The organism is Synechococcus lacustris str. Tous, assembly GCF_003011125.1.
GTDB lineage: Bacteria > Cyanobacteriota > Cyanobacteriia > PCC-6307 > Cyanobiaceae > Synechococcus_D > Synechococcus_D lacustris.
The window spans coordinates 1-16,937 of the sequence record NZ_PXVC01000001.1 but is presented as its reverse complement, the minus strand read 5'-3'; the positions used below and the strand labels follow the sequence as shown (position 1 = coordinate 16,937).

The window sequence follows — 16,937 nt, the reverse complement described above, 5'->3', positions numbered from 1 at the left end:
TTAACGCACAGCATTGGCAAGGGCTTTACGACCTTCAAGCGGCGCCTGCAAGGCTTCATCMAGGGGCGCCAAACCATATTCCCGCTCCAGGAGAGCCATTACTGTGCGGCCGAAATCAGCGGGGTTGGTGGCGAAAGCCTCTAAACAAATCCTGCCAAAACTGCTACCCATGGGCTCTGGATTCCAAAGCAGCTGGCGGGCGGTCCAGGGCATCATGCTCATCGGGTTGTAGCCCGGCTTGATCAAACCCTGATCAAAGCCATATTGCTCAAGGTGAGTGTGGGGTTGCAGGCCGATAAAAAAGATTGCTGGCTCCACCTTATCGGCACCAAATATGCGCTCTAATTCACGGTGATAGGCAACGGTTTGACGAATGGTTTCTGGCCTTTCATCGATCACATTAAAGGAATAATTAACTGAAACATGCTGATTAAAGCCAGCCTTTGCAAGCAACCTGCAATTTTCCAACACTGTGCGCAGGTTGTAGCCCATGCGCATCTTGCGCACCAGCTCTTGGCTGCCTGAAGTTATACCTATTTCAAAATAATCCATACCCGTTGCCACCATCAATTCAGCTAGTTCGGCATCGAGGTTGTCGGCCCGGATGTAGGCGGCCCAGCGGATGTTGCTCCAACCCTGGGCTTGAATTGCCCGCAGTAGTTGTTTGGCATCTTCTATATATCTACGGGCGGGGATGAATTGAGCATCGGTAAACCAAAAACCACGCACACCACGGTCGTAGAGCTGGGCCATTTCAGCTATCACCTCATCGATCGGATTTACCCTTACGGCCTTGCCYTCAACAACGGTGTAAACGCARTAGCAACAGTTGTGGGGGCAACCGCGTTTTGTTTGCACGCCAACGTAGAAATCACCTGCYTCYAGATACCAATTTAATTGGGGCCATATCGACTCGATATATGCGTAGTTACAGGCTGATTTCTCCATTCCCGCGGGTTGTTCATGGATCAAGCCAGGCCGTGGCTCTTCACCAACAACAAAGCAGCGTTCATTTACWAGGGATTCACCGCGCAGCAATTTTTCAAGCAGTGGCTCCCCTTCCCCCACAGAAACCACAGTGCCGCGAGGTAACTGCTTAGCCAATTGCTCATAAAACACRCTCACGGCCCCACCACCAAGCACCACCCGGGCAGTGGCGTGATGCTTGCGGGCACGGCGTAAACCCTGGCGCACCAGGCGCAGATTGCGCCAAAGATCACCATAAAAAGARGCCATCAGCCTTAAGCCGCCTAGGGCACCGCGCAGTCGCCGTAGGGGGCCTGAGGCATAAAACACTTCAAATGAATGCTGCAGCGGATTACCRCCGCGGCCATCCACGGGGGCATAGATCTGGATATCCCGCCAGGAAAACACCAAAAGGGTGGGTTTAAARGCATCAACTGTTRTGGCAAGCACCCGCTCCACATCAAGCAAGGGCACAGCAGCTAGATCAAGAAGGCGCTGGGGCAGCTCAGGGAAAAGCTTGTGAAGGTGATCMGCCAAATAAATCGGCCCGATCGGAAAAATTGGATTGCATGGCAAGCGCACCAGCAAAACCCGCTCTGCTGCTGTGTTTTCAAGCTGCACTAACGGCTGCTGCACCCGATTAGCTCCAACTGGCTGGACCCTAACAACTGAAAAGACAAGGGCGCTTGCTTTACAAGCCGCAATGATCTGTTACATTGCAYAGGTCGGACATCCCGACATCCATACCGGCCCTCGGGCCACACTTCCCCCGAACTCATGCAAACCACAATTCAGCAGCGCTCCAGCGCTTCTGCGTGGCAGCAGTTCTGTGAGTGGGTTACCAGCACCGACAACCGCCTCTATGTGGGTTGGTTCGGCGTTCTGATGATCCCCACCCTGCTTGCTGCTACCACCTGTTTCATCGTTGCCTTCATCGCAGCTCCCCCCGTTGACATCGACGGCATCCGCGAGCCCGTTGCTGGTTCTTTGATCTACGGCAACAACATCATTTCCGGCGCTGTTGTKCCTTCYAGCAACGCCATCGGCCTTCACTTCTACCCAATCTGGGAAGCCGCCAGCCTCGACGAGTGGCTCTACAACGGTGGTCCTTTCCAACTGGTGATTTTCCACTTCCTGATCGGCATCTATGCCTAYATGGGACGTGAGTGGGAACTTTCCTACCGCTTGGGCATGCGCCCCTGGATCTGCATTGCCTACAGCGCCCCTGTGGCTGCTGCATCTGCAGTGTTCCTTGTGTATCCCTTCGGTCAGGGTTCYTTCTCTGATGCAATGCCCCTGGGTATTTCAGGCACCTTCAACTACATGTTGGTGTTCCAAGCTGAGCACAACATCCTTATGCACCCCTTCCACATGCTCGGCGTAGCCGGTGTGTTTGGTGGCAGCTTGTTCTCTGCAATGCAYGGTTCACTGGTTACCTCCAGCTTGGTGCGTGAAACCACCGAATCTGAGAGCCAGAACTACGGCTATAAGTTTGGTCAAGAAGAAGAGACCTACAACATCGTGGCTGCCCACGGTTACTTCGGTCGCTTGATCTTCCAATACGCATCCTTCAAYAACAGCCGCAGCCTGCACTTCTTCCTTGCAGCCTGGCCTGTRGTGGGTATCTGGTTCACCGCCCTTGGCGTGAGCACGATGGCCTTCAACCTGAACGGTTTCAACTTCAACCAGTCGATCCTGGATTCCCAGGGCCGTGTGCTRAAYACCTGGGCTGACATCTTGAACCGCGCTGGTTTGGGTATGGAAGTAATGCACGAGCGCAATGCTCACAACTTCCCCCTCGACCTTGCAGCAGCTGAAAGCGCTCCTGTAGCCCTAACCGCCCCTGCAATCGGTTGATCACTAACTAAGCAAACGCTTAATTAGAGGAATAGAAATCGCCCCCGCTAACGCGGGGGCTTTTTAATGGTTTAGGCCTTGTTGGCAAGCAATGGTTTACGGCGATTAGGAAACAGCTCTTTGCAAAGGGGGCACACCATGCCATTRCAGCCGCGGGCGGTGCAAAATTCACGGCCATAGAAAATTATTTGGAGGTGCAATTTATTCCATRCCTCCCTTGGAAATAAACGCTTCAAATCGGTTTCAGTGCGGGCCACATTTTCACCATTACTAAGGCCCCAGCGCTGGGCTAAGCGGTGAATGTGGGTGTCTACGGGGAATGCCGGCACACCAAAGGCTTGAGCCATCACCACACTGGCTGTTTTATGACCCACCCCAGGCAGGGCTTCAAGGGCTGTAAAACTCTTAGGTACTTGGCCTGCATGGCGTTCAATTAATAATTCAGCTAGCCGTTTYACATTGGCTGCTTTAGTTCGAGCTAACCCCAATTGACGAATATGGCTAAAAATCGATGCTTCTGTTAAATCTGCCATGGCAGCAGGGTTAGGCCCGGCCGCAAAAAGAGCTGGTGTTACCTCGTTTACTTTTTTATCGGTGCATTGGGCGCTTAACAACACCGCCACAAGCAASGTAAATGGATCACTGTGATCAAGCGGCACTGGAGTTTCTGGGTAGTGCTGCTCCAGCCTTTGCATAACAAGGGCAGCCCTTTCAGCCTTGCGCATTGGTTATCACCTCGAGAGAACCATAATGAATTTGATCTCGAGCTGATCAAGCTCAGCCTCAGGTTTTAKTGATTTATGGGCAGCAGTTTTGGCCAGCTTTTTCGGATCTCCACATTTGGTGAATCCCATGGCGGCGGTGTTGGGGTGATTGTGGATGGCTGTCCGCCACGGCTTTGCCTKGATCTAGCTGCGATCCAAGCCGAGCTTGATCGGCGCAAGCCAGGTCAAAGCAAGATCACCACACCCCGCAAGGAAGCGGATCAAGTGGAAATCCTCAGTGGCTTATTAGATGGCGTCACCCTTGGCACACCTATTGCCATGGTGGTGCGCAATAAAGACCAACGGCCCCAGGATTACAAAGAGATGGAAGTGGCCTTTCGCCCTTCCCACGCCGATGCCACCTACCAGGCMAAATATGGCATCCAAGCCCCCAGTGGAGGCGGTAGGGCATCAGCGCGGGAAACGATTGGCCGCGTGGCAGCTGGTGCCATTGCCAAACAACTACTAGCCCAAACCCATGGCACCGARATATTGGCCTGGGTGCGGCGGATCCACAACCTAGAAGCTGTTATTCCAACGGATCTACCCACCCTTGAAATGGTGGAGGCCAATATTGTGCGCTGCCCAGATGCAGCGATGGCGGTTCAAATGATCGAACGGATTGAAGCGATCGGCCGCGATGGTGATTCCTGTGGTGGTGTGATCGAGTGCGTAGTGAGGAGGCCGCCGGTGGGTATTGGCATGCCCGTTTTCGACAAACTGGAGGCCGACCTGGCAAAGGCGGTGATGTCTTTACCTGCCACCAAGGGTTTYGAGATMGGTTCTGGCTTTGCTGGCACCCAACTGCTGGGTAGTGAACACAACGATGCTTTCCTAGCAACTGGAGATGGCAGCTTGCATACGGCAACCAATAATTCCGGTGGCATCCAAGGCGGGATCAGCAACGGCGAACCGATTGTGATTCGAGTGGCCTTTAAACCAACCGCCACAATCCGCAAGGAGCAACAAACCATCAATGCCCGCGGTGAGGCCACCACATTGGCGGCTAAAGGCAGGCACGACCCCTGTGTATTACCAAGGGCCGTGCCAATGGTGGAAGCGATGGTTGCCCTAGTGCTGGCAGACCATTGGCTCCGCCAGCGAGGTCAATGTGGCAGCGCAGCTAACTCAGGAAACTGATGCTGGAGCTACGGCASCATTGCTTGCCGCGGGGCGGGCAACTGGTTTTTTAACTACCGCTTTCTTGGCAACCCTTGRTTTAGCAACGCTTGGTTTAGCAGCTGTTCTTTTGGCAGCAGCAGCTGGTTTAGGGGCAACTGGTTTGCGCTGGGGGCGGGTGCGATGGCTCAATACCAAGGCCCATTCCGCATCACTGAGGCTGCTGGGCTTGTTGCCATAGGTGTCTGCCACCTTGGCGGCCCTTTCGATATCAGCCACCAAATTTTGCCAAGAGGCAGCAAAGCGTTTGTCGCTTTGTGATTTGGCGCCACTTTCGATCARGGTTTCAACCACACCAGCGGTGGTTACCTTTTTGCGGCGGCGGTTAAAGATCTCCTTTTGCAATTGAGTAATCAAAGCAAGCGCCTTATCGCTGAGCTTGATGGTGAGCTGTGCCATTGGAAAGAAAAAAAYTCCCTATCCCAGGAGTAGCACTTGAGACGCGCAATGGCAACTAATTACGCCAATGGCTCAGTTGCGGTTTGGCTTAGCTACCGCGAATGGCGCRAGGCTATCGATATGCCCAGGCCGCAAACAATTGCTGGAATCAAACAGGCTGGAGCCCAAAGCCACTGCCTGCACACCTGCTGCAAACCAACTGGCTAGATCTTTTGGGGCAATGCCACCGGCTGCAATACAAAAGGGCAGCGGAGCAAGKGGACCCTGCAGTTGCCGCCAATAGGTGGGGCCTAAAGCTGCCGCAGGGAAAAGTTTCACCAAGCCWGATGCCCCACTGCAAACGCTGCCGAAGTGGTGGATTTCCGTGGGGCTAAATACMCCTGGCACAAGGGTGATGCCAAGCTGTTGGGCCAACTGCAGCAARGGCTCAGTTGCAATTGGCGCCATGGCGTATGTAAGGCCCAGGGCTGCTATGGCTTGAAGCTGCTCAGGCTCGCGGATGGCCGCTGCACCAAAGCGCAACAGGGGCCATTGGCGTTGCAAATCCAATAACAAATCAAACCACCAGGGCTCCGCATTCCAGGAGAGTTCCACATGGCGGAAACCAGCTGCCGCAACAGCTGCCACCTGTTGCTCAGCCTGGGTGCTGCAGTTTGGCCGCAACACCGCAAGCAGCGGGCTTACGGCCAAGGAAGAATGCAATCCTGCCGGATCTTGTTTAGGCGTAGTCGGCAACCTGCACATCACGGAGCAATAGGAGCTCCTGCAATTGCTCGGCATCAACTGTTTCCTGTTCCACCAAGAGATCAGCTAATTCATCGAGCACGGCKCGGTTAGCGCTCAGCACMGTGGTGGCCCGTTTGTAGGCAACYGCCACTAGTTCAGATACCTCAGCATCGATGGTGGCGGCTGTGTCTTCTGAGAAATCCCTCTCGGCGCCTATGTCGCGGCCAAGGAACATGCCGCCCTGGGATCTGCCTAGGGCAACGGGCCCCAACTTATCGCTCATGCCAAAACGGGTAACCATCTGGCGGGCAACGCGGGCCACCTGCTGGAGATCATTGGAAGCACCAGTTGTTACCTCGTCTTCTCCGTAAACAATCTCCTCAGCCACCCGTCCACCCAGGGCAACGGCCATTTGGTTTTGCAAATAGGARCGGGAGTAGAGGCCGGATTCCATCCGTTCTTCACTGGGGGTAAAGAAGGTGAGGCCGCCTGCATTACCGCGGGGAATGATGCTGATCTTTTGTACTGAGTCGTAGTCGGGCATTAAGGCACCAACAAGGGCATGGCCAGCCTCGTGGTAWGCAACCAAACGTTTACGCCTTTCACTCATTACGCGATCTTTYTTCTCAGGGCCTGCCATCACCCTTTCGATCGCATCRTTCACTTCATCCATGGAAATTTCCACCARTTGCCTGCGGGCMGCCATGATTGCGGCTTCGTTTAGCAAATTGGCGAGATCAGCACCGGTAAAGCCAGGGGTGCGCCTGGCAACACGGTCGAGATCAACATCTTTTGAAAGGGTTTTACCCCTGGCATGTACGCCCAAGATCTGAAGGCGACCGCTGTAATCAGGGCGATCAACCACCACCTGACGATCAAAACGGCCSGGMCGCATTAAGGCTGCATCAAGCACATCAGGGCGGTTGGTGGCGGCAACAATGATGATGCCGGTGTTGCCCTCAAAMCCRTCCATTTCAGTGAGCAACTGATTGAGGGTTTGCTCCCTTTCATCGTTGCCACCACCGAGGCCTGCACCCCTTTGGCGACCAACGGCATCRATTTCATCAATAAAAACTATGCAAGGGGCATTCTTTTTAGCTTGCTCAAATAGATCACGAACTCTGCTAGCACCCACACCCACAAACATTTCAACAAATTCAGAACCTGAAATTGAGAAAAAAGGCACTCCAGCTTCACCRGCAACGGCTTTTGCAAGCAGGGTTTTACCAGTGCCRGGCGGGCCAACTAAAAGCACACCTTTAGGRATTTTTGCACCAACAGCAGTGAAGCGRTCTGGGTTTTTAAGGAAATCAACCACCTCAGTGAGTTCAAGTTTTGCTCCTTCAATGCCAGCAACATCATTGAAAGTAACTTGGGTTTGGGGCTCCATTTGCACCCGAGCTTTGCTTTTACCAAAACTCATGGCTTGGTTACCACCGCCACCTTGGGCRCGGCGCAGMAGGAAAAACAAACCGCCAAGCAACAGAATTGGAAACAACAAACTGCTGGCTGCCTGCTGCCAAGCAGGGGTTTGACGGGTTGGTTGAACGGCKATATCAACCTTGTTATCGGTGAGAATTTTGAGCAGGTCTTTATCTGGAGCGAGGTTCACTTCAGCGCGGCGGCCATCGCTTTCAACTACCAAAGCAGTGCCGCGRTCTGGTGAAATCAGCACCCTAGARATTTGATTTGCTTGCACCGCTTCAATGAAATCGCTGTAACGCAAACTTCTTGGGGCGTTTGCTGGAGCGGGCCTGCCGCCCATAAAGGCAGTGCCAAGGGCGATCAACACCACCACCAAMAGCACGTATAAACCYGCATTACGCCAGCCCTTCTTGCCTGCCACTTAACCCACCTCGTTAGTAAAGGAATGTTAACCGATCCTGAGTTTCAGGGGGCGCGGAGCACCTCAACAACGCTGCGGAAGGCAAACCACTCAGGAATTTCCTCGCCGCTGCGCAGCATTTGCCGGAATTGGGTGCCACTCAGTTTTTGCACATGCAAACCACGGGCCTCAGCATGTTCAGCGGTTACGTAGCCCTCTTCCTGGGTATAAACAAGGTTCAATGAGGGCACTGTTTCCATGGCCAGTTCCGGCGCGCAGGCCCTAGCAAAATCCTGGGCTTCGTAGGGGCCGTAGAAATCCTCACCGCTAATAGACGACTTACATCCGGCCATATCCCTGCCRATGATGAAGTGGGTGCAGCCGTAATTGCGGCGAATAATCATGTGCTGCAGCGCTTCCCTCGGCCCCGCCATGTGCATGGCATAGGGGAGATAGGCCCAGCGAATACGCGGGTTATCAACTTCAGCAGCGAGCCTTTCRTAGGTTTGAAAGCGCACATTGCCGGGAATGTCGTCTTGCTGGGTGGGGCCGCAGGTGGGATGCACCAACACAACAGCAGCTGCGCTCACATTGCTGGCATGGAGTGCCCGGGTGAACAACTCGTAGTGGGCGCGATGGATTGGGTTACGGCACTGAAAAGCCACCACATCCTCCCCAGGTGGCAATGACTCCCTTACTTGAGCAGGGGTTTTGCAGGGAAACACCCGCTTGGGTAACTCGAGCCCCTGCAATGAACCACCCAGATAACGGTGCTTGCGTTCCATCGMAACCATGCGCACCGCTGGATGTTCAAGGGAGGTGGTGCCGTAGCAACCTTTTGCCTCAATTGTTTTATCGGGCAACCATTGGTCTTGAACGGTTAAAACCGCAAGCTTTTGACCTTTGTARGTGAGTAGTACCCGATCACCGAGTTGCAAATCATCCCGATCGGTATCAAAAACAAGTGGCAAGCCAAATAAATAGCCCGAACTGGTGCGATTACCAGCCACYACAGCGTTGTAATCAGCCTGGTGCATAAAACCCCGCTCAGGGGAGAAACCACCCACCACCAGGAGCTCCACATCGCAGGCGTTGCGATCGGAACATTCGATGCTGGTGGTTACATCAGCCAGCAGATCTTGATGCTGCTCAACAGGCAACATCAAATCCACCAAGCTGCCCCCATAGGGRGCGATMAGGGTAGTCATAGGGGGTAGTTAGTTGAGGCGGGAATCAAGCTGCTTCCAAACGGCCATAGAGCTCACCGCTCACCTTCACATCAACCACCTTTTTGGTRCCCATGTCGGTGTCGGARGGTTGAATCGCCGTGAAYACCCCTGCAAATTCACCGGTTTGGGCATCCAGGCGGGTGATCGAGAAATTCATCGTGCCGGAGCCATCCACATAACGCTTCACGTTCTCTTTACGCAGCTCCTCATCGTCGCCGGCGGGCACTAAACCCATGGCGCTGCTGTAGCCGGTGGTGAGGCCACGGCCCTTGGGATCAAGGAAATTACTGGTGCGGTAGCTGGGGGTGCGATAGGGGCCTTCGAAATCAGTGCTKGTGGAGAGGTTGGTGCCCTCGGCGGTGGCATCAAGCAACTTGCTGGAGAAGGTGAAAGGCACCTCTTCGCCGCCGGGCAGAAGCACTGTGATTGGTTGGAAATCGATCCCRCCCAGTTCCTTAAAGCGCAAACCGGAACCCTCAACCGTTAGGTCGCCAAATACGGAATCCAGGCTGGAGGTGTAACGGGTAAGGATGCGGCCATCAACAAATTGCGCCTCTTGGCGCTTGTTGGCTGGTTCACCTTTCACTGCAACCGTGCTGGGGTGAAAGCACATTTCCTTGAGCTGATAACGGCTGCCGGCCTGGAGGGCAATGGTGCCGCGGGCGGATTCCGGCAGGGTGGCGCAGTCGTTAGCGAGGCCGGTGTTGTGAATGTCTTCGTAGGTGAGATCGGCTCGATCAATCGCTTTAGCGCCCCCACTGCAGGCGGTTAATAGGGTCAAACAAGCTGCCAGGCAAAGGGTTATGGCTGCTTGGAGAAGTTTCCTCAGGCTATGCATGGGGAGCAAAGAAGGCATGGGGGCGATCGTACAACCGAAAACTCCTTGTGCCGGATAGGATGTCGCGCCTCTAAACATCTCGATGGCCACAGCCGAAACGGACTGGAGCCAACGCTTCGCCAAATGGCAAGCAGAGGCCCAGTTGCTTGCCGCAGAAGCCGAGGGAAATCCCATCGCCCTGCTGGCGGTATTAAGGGAAATGGAGGGAGTGCATCGGCGCCTGCAGGAGGGGGCCCTACGCAACAGCCTGCCTGCGGATCGCCGCCGTTTATTTGCCTTGTTACAGGCGATTGAACAAAGTGGCGGCTGGCCTTACATCCCGCGGCTACAAATCAAAACCCTGTTGGAACATTTAAATCCTGAAGGCAGCGATTCAGCTGGCTGAGCAATTGATGGGCAAGTTCCAACTTGCCGCAGGGGCCCAGCTGTTGCGGCGCTGCTCCCTGCTGCAACAACCAGCCTTTATTGGTGGGTGCAGCAAACCCGGCATCAGCTTGATCGATCGGATTAGCGAAAAGCAGATCACAGCCTTTTTGGCTCAATTTGGCTTGGGCCTGGGCTAACCCATCGCCGGTATGGGCGCAGAACCCCATCAAAACCTGTTGCTGGGGCTTGGCTACCACCATGGCCTGCAATAGATCTGGCACCGTTTGCCAAGCTTCAGGYTGGAGCAGCTGTTGATGCAGATCGGTTTTGCTTAGTTTTTCTGGATTTGGCCTCTGCAGGCGATGGTCGGCCACTGCAGCAGCCATCACCACMCCATTWGCCCARGCTTGATGCTGTTTGAGTAGAAGCTCTAGATCAGCGGCACTTGTGAATTGATGGCATTCCARKCCCTCGAGAATTGCGGGATCCAGCTGCAAGGGGCCGTGCAGCAACTTCACCTCAGCACCCCGCCATTGGGCCGCCAGGGCCATTAGGGCGCCCATCCTGCCGGTGGAGGGATTCGATAGGAACCGAGCTGGATCTAGGGCTTCGCGGCTTGGGCCGGCGCTGATYAACAAGCGCAAGCCCTTGAGGTCTTGGTTGGCACCATGCAGGGCAAGGGATTCAGCCGCTAGCAGCAATTGGGCCGGCTCCCGCATGCGGCCAGCTCCGCGGCGATCACAGGCCAATAAACCAGCGCTGGCTGGTTCTAAGGCCAACAGGCCMGGCTCAGCCTGGAGCAGGCGCCAATTRCGTTGCACCGCAGGCCCRTGCCACATGCTGGTGTTCATGGCGGCGGCCAGCAAACGAGGCGCCTCAGAAGCCAGCAGGGTTGATGCCAGCAAATTATCGGCAAGGCCATGCACTAAACGGGCCAAACTGCTRGCGCTGAGGGGCACCACCAGCACCAACTCAGCCCACTCCGCAAGTTCGATATGCAATGGTTTGGGCTGGCTTGCCAACCATTGATCGGCCTCTACGTAACAGGGATTGCGCGACAGGCTGGCTAGGGCTGAGGCACTCACAAGCTGAGCTGCACTTGGGGTGAGCACACAACGCACCTGGGCGCCRCGCTGCACAAGGGCGCTCACTAATTGCGGCACTTTTACYGCTGCGATGCTGCCGCTTACAGCCAGTAGCAGGCGCTTGCCCGCTAGGGGATCAGCTGGGGCGGCTGGCATTGCTATTCCTCGTCGAATGGTTCTTGATCTACCAARTGCACATAGGGGCGCACCAGATCGGGTCGATGGATAGCTAGGGCCCGCATCAGGTGCCAATCATTGAGGCTGTCGAAGGGATTGGCGTAGTCGTCGGCATCAAGGCGCTGGGCTAAGGCTGCCACCGAATCTTCCGTGTGGGCGGCCAAAATGCTTTCAGAGATGGCGACGGGTTCAGACATGGGTGTTAATTTCAAATCGAGGTCCCTGGGGAGTTAGCTCAGCTGGTAGAGCGCTGCGATCGCACCGCAGAGGTCAGGGGTTCGAATCCCCTATTCTCCATCGCCATGGGCAAAAACCTAATAAGCGCGTTGCTRACCACCTGGGTTGGAACAATGCCCCTATTGGAAACTGAACAACACAAGATAATTCTGGCGCCGATCGCTCCGCGGGAAGTGGAAAACGGCGTTTTGGTTTACACCGAACGCCAAAACAAAGATGGCAGTGGCAGCCGGCTTGTGCCCTACGAAGTGGATTGCGCTGGAGCCCGGGTGCGAAAGCAGGGGGAGGCAGAGGAATGGTTTAAARCCAAACCATTCACCCTGGCAAACAGCCTGCTGGAGAGGGTTTGCCGCAAAAGGCGGTGAGGTTATCGCGGCGGYGGCCCCGCAATGGGGTACAAAGGGTCATTAATCAACAAACCTCAACGCATGTCGCAGTCGAAGCGCGAACAGGTGGTGAGCCACCTCCGTTACATCCGCCAGGAACTGCGTGAAATGCACCAGGGGGTAATGGACGACGGCCTTTTGCCAGAAGCCGGTGAAGTGCGGGGCGTGATGGCCCAAATGGAAGCACTGCTGGAGCTTTTAGAAGGTAAAACCAGCCGCAAGGCAAAAGAAGCTGATTCCTGAAATCAGCCACAATTAGGTRCCCACCCACTAGCTGTAGTGCCAAGCACAACAGCTGCMCGCATATTTGGTGTATATATAGYGATGGCGAAGCTTGGGCCAGGTGATGGGGATCATCGGCTGCTTCGCCAATAAATTGGATTCAGCGCACAAATTGGATTAATAACCCGATTYATAGCCCAGTGCAAAACACCCGTCTTCGCTTATACGGCAGCCAAGCACTGCTGCAGCTGGAAAGCTGGAGCCAGAATCCCTGGAGGCGCTATTCGCTGCTTTTAATCATCTTTTTAGGTGGTTTCAGCACTGGCGCAAGCATTGGTGCCTTAGCTGGTGCATTGAGTTTTTTAGATCCACTTGCCGCTTTGCTYTGCGTGCTGGTTGCTGAATTAGCAATCAGGGTTCGTAAACCGCTRCTGCGCAAAGGGGGCGATCGCTTGCTSCTGGGGTTGCTTGATATGGCACGCATGGGCGTGATCTATGGCCTGCTGCTGGAGGGTTTTAAAGCCAGCGTGTGAGCACCGTTGCCWGTGCTTAACGAAACCAAGCCATATCTTTTAGGTATATCCGTTCRAATGCAAAGCCATGGCCGCCACTAAAGAACGTTTTTTCCTTGAACTGGAGCCACCAAGCGAGGAATTGCGCGATAAACCCCATGTGGTGATTGTTGGTGGGGGCTTTGCTGGCGTTAAGGCATGCAAAGCATTTAAAGGGGCGGATGTGCGGGTAACACTGATCGATAAACGTAATTTCAACCTGTTCCAGCCCTTGCTCTACCAGGTGGCAACCGGCTTGGTGGGTGCCAATGATGTGGCAACACCTTTGCGCCTATTGGTGGGTGCCCAGCGCAATGTGCAAGTGCTGCTGGGGGAGGTAAGCGATATCCAAGCCGATGCCAAGGAGATCATTTTTAATGGCAAATCTTTTAGTTACGACYAYCTAATCCTGGCTGCCGGATCTGGCAGCACCTATTTCGGCCATGAGGATTGGCGCAGCATCGCGCCGCCAATGAAAATCCTTGAGCACGCCGCCGAAATAAGGCGGCGTTTATTGATGTCTTTAGAGCAAGCAGAACAAACTCCAAATCCAAAGGAACGGGAATTYCTCCAAACCGTTGTGATTGTTGGTGGCGGACCGGCTGGTTGTGAATTGGCCGGTGCCGTATCGGAGCTGATGCGTAATGCAATGGCGAAAGATTTCAAACAGGTTGATATCAGCCGCACCCGSATYGTGTTGGTTGATCCCGGCGATCGCGTATTGCGGGCAATGGATCCATTGCTATCGGAAGCTGCTGGCGCCCATTTGAAATCGGTGGGTATTGAATTCTTATTCCAAGGGCGGGTGCAATCAATCGTGCCTGGGGAGGTGTTGGTTGGCACCCCCAATGGTGATGTGCGCATCAAGGCTGCAAATGTGTTTTGGACAGCTGGTGTGAGGGCATCCCATCTGGGTAAGAGCCTGGCTGAATCAACCGGTTGCCAGCTTGATCGCGGCGGCCGCGTGGTGGTGGAGCCTGATTTCTCAATTCCCGGCCACCCTGAAATCCGTGTGGTGGGTGATCTATGCAGYTACAGCCACACCAGTGATGGCAAACCGCTACCTGGCATGGCCGGCCCTGCAACCCAAATGGGTGGCTGGGTTGCAAAAGACATCAAAGCGAAATTGATTGGTAACAAGATCAAGCCATTTTCATTTTTTGATTTCGGCACGATGGCGGTGTTGGGCAGGGTGAGTGCGGTGGCTGATCTGCGCGGCCTCAAATTGGTGGGCGCCAGCGGCTGGGGCCTTTGGGCTGCAGCTCACTTGGCCTTTATGCCCGACGATGAAAACCGCGTATCGCTACTTGTTAAGTGGCTTTGGGCCGTGCTTAGCCAACAACGTGGTGATYTGTTGATTACTGGTATGCCGAGCCAACACGTGGGACTAGAGGGCAGCGGCGCACCATTTCCAATGGGTATTGCCGGTGAAACATCAATCGCCGATATGGGTGGAGCAATGGCAGAAGCGATCGACAACTTCCGCAATGCCGGCAAGCCACAAGATCAAGCCAAYAGTTAAAGCTCTTCGCTAGCTGCCATTAGATATAAAAGCGCCATCCGCACGGGGATTCCGTTGCGTACCTGTTCATCAATCAGGCTGATTTGCGGRTCATCTAATAACTCACCGCTCAATTCCACCCCGCGATTAACAGGGCCAGGGTGCAGCACTGGCACGGGTTTAGCGCAGGCCCCTAGGCGTTTATGGGTGATGCCATAGCTGCGGTGATAGGCCTCAAGGCTGGTGATTTGATGCTGGCGCATGCGTTCCTTTTGTAGCCGTAGGGTCATTACCGCATCGGCTCCAGCTAAGGCCTTATCTAGGTTGCGCTCTAAGTGCACCGCACCGCGATTTGCGATTGGATCAAGGCTTAAACCCGATGGCGGTGCCGCCACAAATTGAGCAAAGGCATCAGGCAGGAGCGTGGCCGGCCCGCATAGCACCACTTCAGCGCCACAGGCCGTGAGGGCCCATAGGTTGGAACGGGCAACGCGGGAATGGAGCACATCACCAACGATCACGATGCGTTTGCCTTGTAATGCTGCTGGGGTGGGAGATTCCGGCGCGAAATAACGGGCCATGGTGAATAGATCAAGCAGGGCCTGGCTTGGGTGACTATGTAAACCATCACCACCATTGAGCACTGCCACCCGTTCACCGGCTTGATCTAGGTCGCGAGCCAGGGCAGCTGGCACACCAGCGCAGCTATGGCGCACCACCAACACATCAGAACCCATGGCCACATAGGTGCGGGCGGTGTCGAGGAGGCTTTCGCCTTTGCTAAGGGCACTACTGGCGGGAGAAAAGCTCTGCACATCAGCGGAAAGGCGGCGGGCTGCCAACTCAAAACTGCTGCGGGTGCGGGTGCTGGGTTCAAAAAACAGTGTTGTTACTAARCGACCTTGGAGGGCAGGCAAACGCCGCTGGCCGCCCATGGGAATAGCTCTAAAGCGGCTCGCCAACTCGAGAACAGTGGTGTAGTTAGCAAGCGAAAACGCAGCTAGATCAAGCACATGGCGATGGCTCCAGTTGCTCAAAACTGCGCAAAACAAACAAATCCAAGTTAATGGGTTCCTTGCAGTTGGCTAGGGGACGGTTGGAAGCCATTGCAAAAACCAGCGGCCAGCCCACTGGCASCGCAGGCTTTGCTATTACTGGAGGCTATAAATTGWTTACTAAYGATCAGCCCAGGCGGCTAACACTTTTATTGCCRCYTAGATACCAACGCCAAGCCAATTCCTTCCCTTGACTGATGCCAATGCGGGCGGTTTGCACCAGATTATCRGGGGTAATTATTCCCAACTCTGGCGATCTTTCCGCTAACCACAAACCAGATTCCTGGTTTGCCGGCAGGCCGTTRTGGGATCGATCAATGCCAAAACATCGCGCCAAAAGTGCAGGCCCGGCTGCCAGCCGCGGTGGCCCAGCGGGCAGGGCAACAGCGCGCAGCAACACACCATTAGCCCAGTTATCGCGATCGGTTACCACATTTACGCAGTGGTGAATGCCGTAGGTGAGATACACATACCAATTACCTGGTGGGCCAAACAGCGTTTCATTGCTGGGGGTGCGGCGGCGATAGCCGTGGCACGCAGGCTCGCTCTGGCAATAGGCCTCCGTTTCCACAATCACGCCACTTAATAGCTCGCCATCTGCTTGGCGTTTCAACAGAAGGCAACCGATCAGTTCAGGTGCCACCAGCTCGGCGGGGCGGGCGAAGAAGGCTTGGGGGAGGCGCAGAAGTTTCGTTAGGCTGGCATGAAGGCTTTACTAGCATGAACACTTCATGCCTGGTGGCTAAGCAGGTTGGCTTGAGCGGCCAGAATTCCTTGGGTAAGGAATATGCAGGGCGCACCGTGCTTATCGAAAGCAGCGAACCTGGCGTGTGGGTGATCAAAACCGCCTATACCATTCCAGATTCTGAACTCTGGCTCCATCAGCCAGAAGCCTCTGCCCGGCTTGATAGTGCTCTTCTTGCAATTATCGAACCACCTAACGCTGCTGATCTCGATGTGCTGGAGCAGCAGCTGAGCTGCAAGTGATGACCTGGGAGCARATCCAAGCCAGCAAAGGCCTGGCGCGATGGYTTATGGCTGCGCTTCCTCTCACTTCACCCTGATCACGATTCGGCCTATCGATGAACTTTYTATGAGGAGCCGGGCAACGAGCAAGGGTGAATTCAACCCAGAGGCTGGAATCGAGCAGCGTGATCATTCGGCTAGCTCCTGTGCTCGCTGTCGGTCACGATCCCGGTCGTTTTCAAAACTCTCCAACTCCACCCCCCACTCGCCGCCAATGAAGCGCTGAGCGATCTGAACGCGATGTAGCTGCTGCAAAGCTTGTTCCATCAGGCGGCGAATTGCAGGACCTTTCTTACTCTCACCAGTAAAATCAAGAATTTCAGCCATCTCATTTTCTGAAAGCTCAACAGTTACTTTCATAATTTAGGTCTGCGAAAGTCGCATTTCTAGCAAAGCATGAAACTTATCTTCAAAAGTGTTGAGCACTTACCGCTCAGCAGCACCTGCTCTCCAGCTGCCGCACGAAACCAACCAATCCTCTCTAAAGCTAAACGCCATTCATTAGCTGCAAGCTGCAAGCATTGTGTGCTGTGGGGACTAACTTCTAT

The 16,937-nt window shown here is 54.6% G+C and carries 20 protein-coding genes and 1 tRNA gene; 9 read left to right on the top strand and 12 right to left on the bottom strand.

The features are described 5' to 3' along the window. On the bottom strand, positions 1–1,602 hold the full coding sequence (locus tag C7K08_RS00105) for a photosystem II high light acclimation radical SAM protein (RefSeq protein WP_106498626.1): 1,602 nt from the start codon (positions 1,600–1,602) through the stop codon (positions 1–3). Between the two features lie 141 nt (positions 1,603–1,743). Here C7K08_RS00105 and psbA point away from each other — a divergent pair, with 141 nt between their 5' ends. Further along, positions 1,744–2,823, top strand: a complete 1,080-nt coding sequence (gene psbA, locus C7K08_RS00100; protein ID WP_106498625.1) for a photosystem II q(b) protein — start codon at positions 1,744–1,746, stop codon at positions 2,821–2,823. Positions 2,824–2,894: 71 nt separating this feature from the next. On the opposite strand, the gene nth is transcribed toward psbA, so the two are convergent. After that, positions 2,895–3,548, bottom strand: coding sequence for an endonuclease III (gene nth / locus C7K08_RS00095; protein ID WP_106498624.1), 654 nt, complete (start codon positions 3,546–3,548; stop codon positions 2,895–2,897). Positions 3,549–3,623: 75 nt separating this feature from the next. On the opposite strand from nth, the gene aroC reads away from it, so the two are divergent. Further along, positions 3,624–4,727 (top strand): chorismate synthase, encoded by a 1,104-nt coding sequence (gene aroC / locus C7K08_RS00090; protein ID WP_106498623.1) that lies wholly within the window; start codon positions 3,624–3,626, stop codon positions 4,725–4,727. On the opposite strand, the gene C7K08_RS00085 is transcribed toward aroC, so the two are convergent. The 5 genes from C7K08_RS00085 to C7K08_RS00065 all read right to left on the bottom strand — a co-directional run bounded on the left by C7K08_RS00085 (position 4,716) and on the right by C7K08_RS00065 (position 9,783). Continuing rightward, entirely contained in the window at positions 4,716–5,165 is a 450-nt protein-coding gene (locus C7K08_RS00085) for a hypothetical protein (protein WP_193464793.1), read from the bottom strand. The two genes, aroC and C7K08_RS00085, sit on opposite strands and share 12 nt — an antisense overlap. A 72-nt stretch (positions 5,166–5,237) precedes the next feature. Next, positions 5,238–5,855: a bifunctional 4-hydroxy-2-oxoglutarate aldolase/2-dehydro-3-deoxy-phosphogluconate aldolase gene (locus tag C7K08_RS00080; RefSeq protein ID WP_161955784.1), complete on the bottom strand. Its 618-nt coding sequence runs from the start codon at positions 5,853–5,855 to the stop codon at positions 5,238–5,240. A 28-nt stretch (positions 5,856–5,883) separates the two neighbouring features. Continuing rightward, complete coding sequence (gene ftsH3, locus C7K08_RS00075) at positions 5,884–7,737, bottom strand: ATP-dependent zinc metalloprotease FtsH3 (protein WP_106498621.1); 1,854 nt, start codon at positions 7,735–7,737, stop codon at positions 5,884–5,886. Positions 7,738–7,781: 44 nt separating this feature from the next. Then, a complete protein-coding gene (sat, locus tag C7K08_RS00070) occupies positions 7,782–8,924 on the bottom strand; it encodes a sulfate adenylyltransferase (RefSeq protein WP_106498620.1) in 1,143 nt (380 codons plus the stop codon). Between the two features lie 25 nt (positions 8,925–8,949). Further along, positions 8,950–9,783 carry a photosystem II manganese-stabilizing polypeptide gene (locus C7K08_RS00065; protein ID WP_106498730.1) on the bottom strand — a complete coding sequence of 278 codons (834 nt, stop codon included), beginning with the start codon at positions 9,781–9,783 and terminating at the stop codon, positions 8,950–8,952. An 82-nt stretch (positions 9,784–9,865) separates the two neighbouring features. On the opposite strand from C7K08_RS00065, the gene C7K08_RS00060 reads away from it, so the two are divergent. After that, a complete protein-coding gene (locus C7K08_RS00060; RefSeq protein ID WP_106498619.1) occupies positions 9,866–10,168 on the top strand; it encodes a hypothetical protein in 303 nt (100 codons plus the stop codon). On the opposite strand, the gene coaBC is transcribed toward C7K08_RS00060, so the two are convergent. Together coaBC and isiD are read right to left on the bottom strand one after the other, a co-directional pair. Further along, a complete protein-coding gene (coaBC, locus tag C7K08_RS00055; RefSeq protein WP_106498618.1) occupies positions 10,116–11,390 on the bottom strand; it encodes a bifunctional phosphopantothenoylcysteine decarboxylase/phosphopantothenate--cysteine ligase CoaBC in 1,275 nt (424 codons plus the stop codon). The genes C7K08_RS00060 and coaBC overlap by 53 nt on opposite strands. 2 nt (positions 11,391–11,392) lie before the next feature. Then, positions 11,393–11,608, bottom strand: coding sequence for a protein IsiD (gene isiD / locus C7K08_RS00050; RefSeq protein ID WP_106498617.1), 216 nt, complete (start codon positions 11,606–11,608; stop codon positions 11,393–11,395). A 27-nt stretch (positions 11,609–11,635) separates the two neighbouring features. On the opposite strand from isiD, the gene C7K08_RS00045 reads away from it, so the two are divergent. The 5 genes from C7K08_RS00045 (at position 11,636) to C7K08_RS00025 (ending at position 14,329) form a co-directional block, all read left to right on the top strand. Next, positions 11,636–11,708, top strand: a tRNA-Ala gene (locus C7K08_RS00045). 5 nt (positions 11,709–11,713) lie between these two features. Then, entirely contained in the window at positions 11,714–12,013 is a 300-nt protein-coding gene (locus C7K08_RS00040) for a hypothetical protein (RefSeq protein WP_106498616.1), read from the top strand. A gap of 63 nt (positions 12,014–12,076) precedes the next feature. Further along, entirely contained in the window at positions 12,077–12,277 is a 201-nt protein-coding gene (locus tag C7K08_RS00035; protein ID WP_106498615.1) for a hypothetical protein, read from the top strand. 179 nt (positions 12,278–12,456) lie between these two features. Continuing rightward, on the top strand, positions 12,457–12,789 hold the full coding sequence (locus C7K08_RS00030) for a DUF565 domain-containing protein (protein WP_241536927.1): 333 nt from the start codon (positions 12,457–12,459) through the stop codon (positions 12,787–12,789). Between the two features lie 67 nt (positions 12,790–12,856). Then, positions 12,857–14,329: an NAD(P)/FAD-dependent oxidoreductase gene (locus tag C7K08_RS00025; RefSeq protein WP_106498613.1), complete on the top strand. Its 1,473-nt coding sequence runs from the start codon at positions 12,857–12,859 to the stop codon at positions 14,327–14,329. Here the strand turns inward: C7K08_RS00025 and C7K08_RS00020 are convergent. Together C7K08_RS00020 and C7K08_RS00015 are read right to left on the bottom strand one after the other, a co-directional pair. Further along, entirely contained in the window at positions 14,326–15,345 is a 1,020-nt protein-coding gene (locus C7K08_RS00020) for an aspartate carbamoyltransferase catalytic subunit (RefSeq protein WP_106498729.1), read from the bottom strand. The two genes, C7K08_RS00025 and C7K08_RS00020, sit on opposite strands and share 4 nt — an antisense overlap. Before the next feature lie 145 nt (positions 15,346–15,490). Further along, complete coding sequence (locus C7K08_RS00015; RefSeq protein WP_106498612.1) at positions 15,491–16,048, bottom strand: DNA-3-methyladenine glycosylase; 558 nt, start codon at positions 16,046–16,048, stop codon at positions 15,491–15,493. A gap of 35 nt (positions 16,049–16,083) precedes the next feature. Here C7K08_RS00015 and C7K08_RS00010 point away from each other — a divergent pair, with 35 nt between their 5' ends. Beyond that, positions 16,084–16,350, top strand: a complete 267-nt coding sequence (locus C7K08_RS00010; protein ID WP_106498611.1) for a hypothetical protein — start codon at positions 16,084–16,086, stop codon at positions 16,348–16,350. Between the two features lie 168 nt (positions 16,351–16,518). On the opposite strand, the gene C7K08_RS00005 is transcribed toward C7K08_RS00010, so the two are convergent. After that, positions 16,519–16,749: a hypothetical protein gene (locus tag C7K08_RS00005; protein WP_106498610.1), complete on the bottom strand. Its 231-nt coding sequence runs from the start codon at positions 16,747–16,749 to the stop codon at positions 16,519–16,521. Between the last annotated feature and the right edge of the window lie 188 nt (positions 16,750–16,937).

Excerpts from the sequence above, each read along its gene's own strand:
- C7K08_RS00035 (WP_106498615.1), top strand. The coding sequence starts at position 12,077 with ATGTCGCAGTCGAAGCGCGAACAGGTGGTGAGCCACCTCCGTTACATC.
- C7K08_RS00060 (WP_106498619.1), top strand. The coding sequence starts at position 9,866 with ATGGCCACAGCCGAAACGGACTGGAGCCAACGCTTCGCCAAATGGCAA.
- C7K08_RS00010 (WP_106498611.1), top strand. The coding sequence starts at position 16,084 with ATGAACACTTCATGCCTGGTGGCTAAGCAGGTTGGCTTGAGCGGCCAG.
- C7K08_RS00005 (WP_106498610.1), bottom strand. The coding sequence starts at position 16,749 with ATGAAAGTAACTGTTGAGCTTTCAGAAAATGAGATGGCTGAAATTCTT.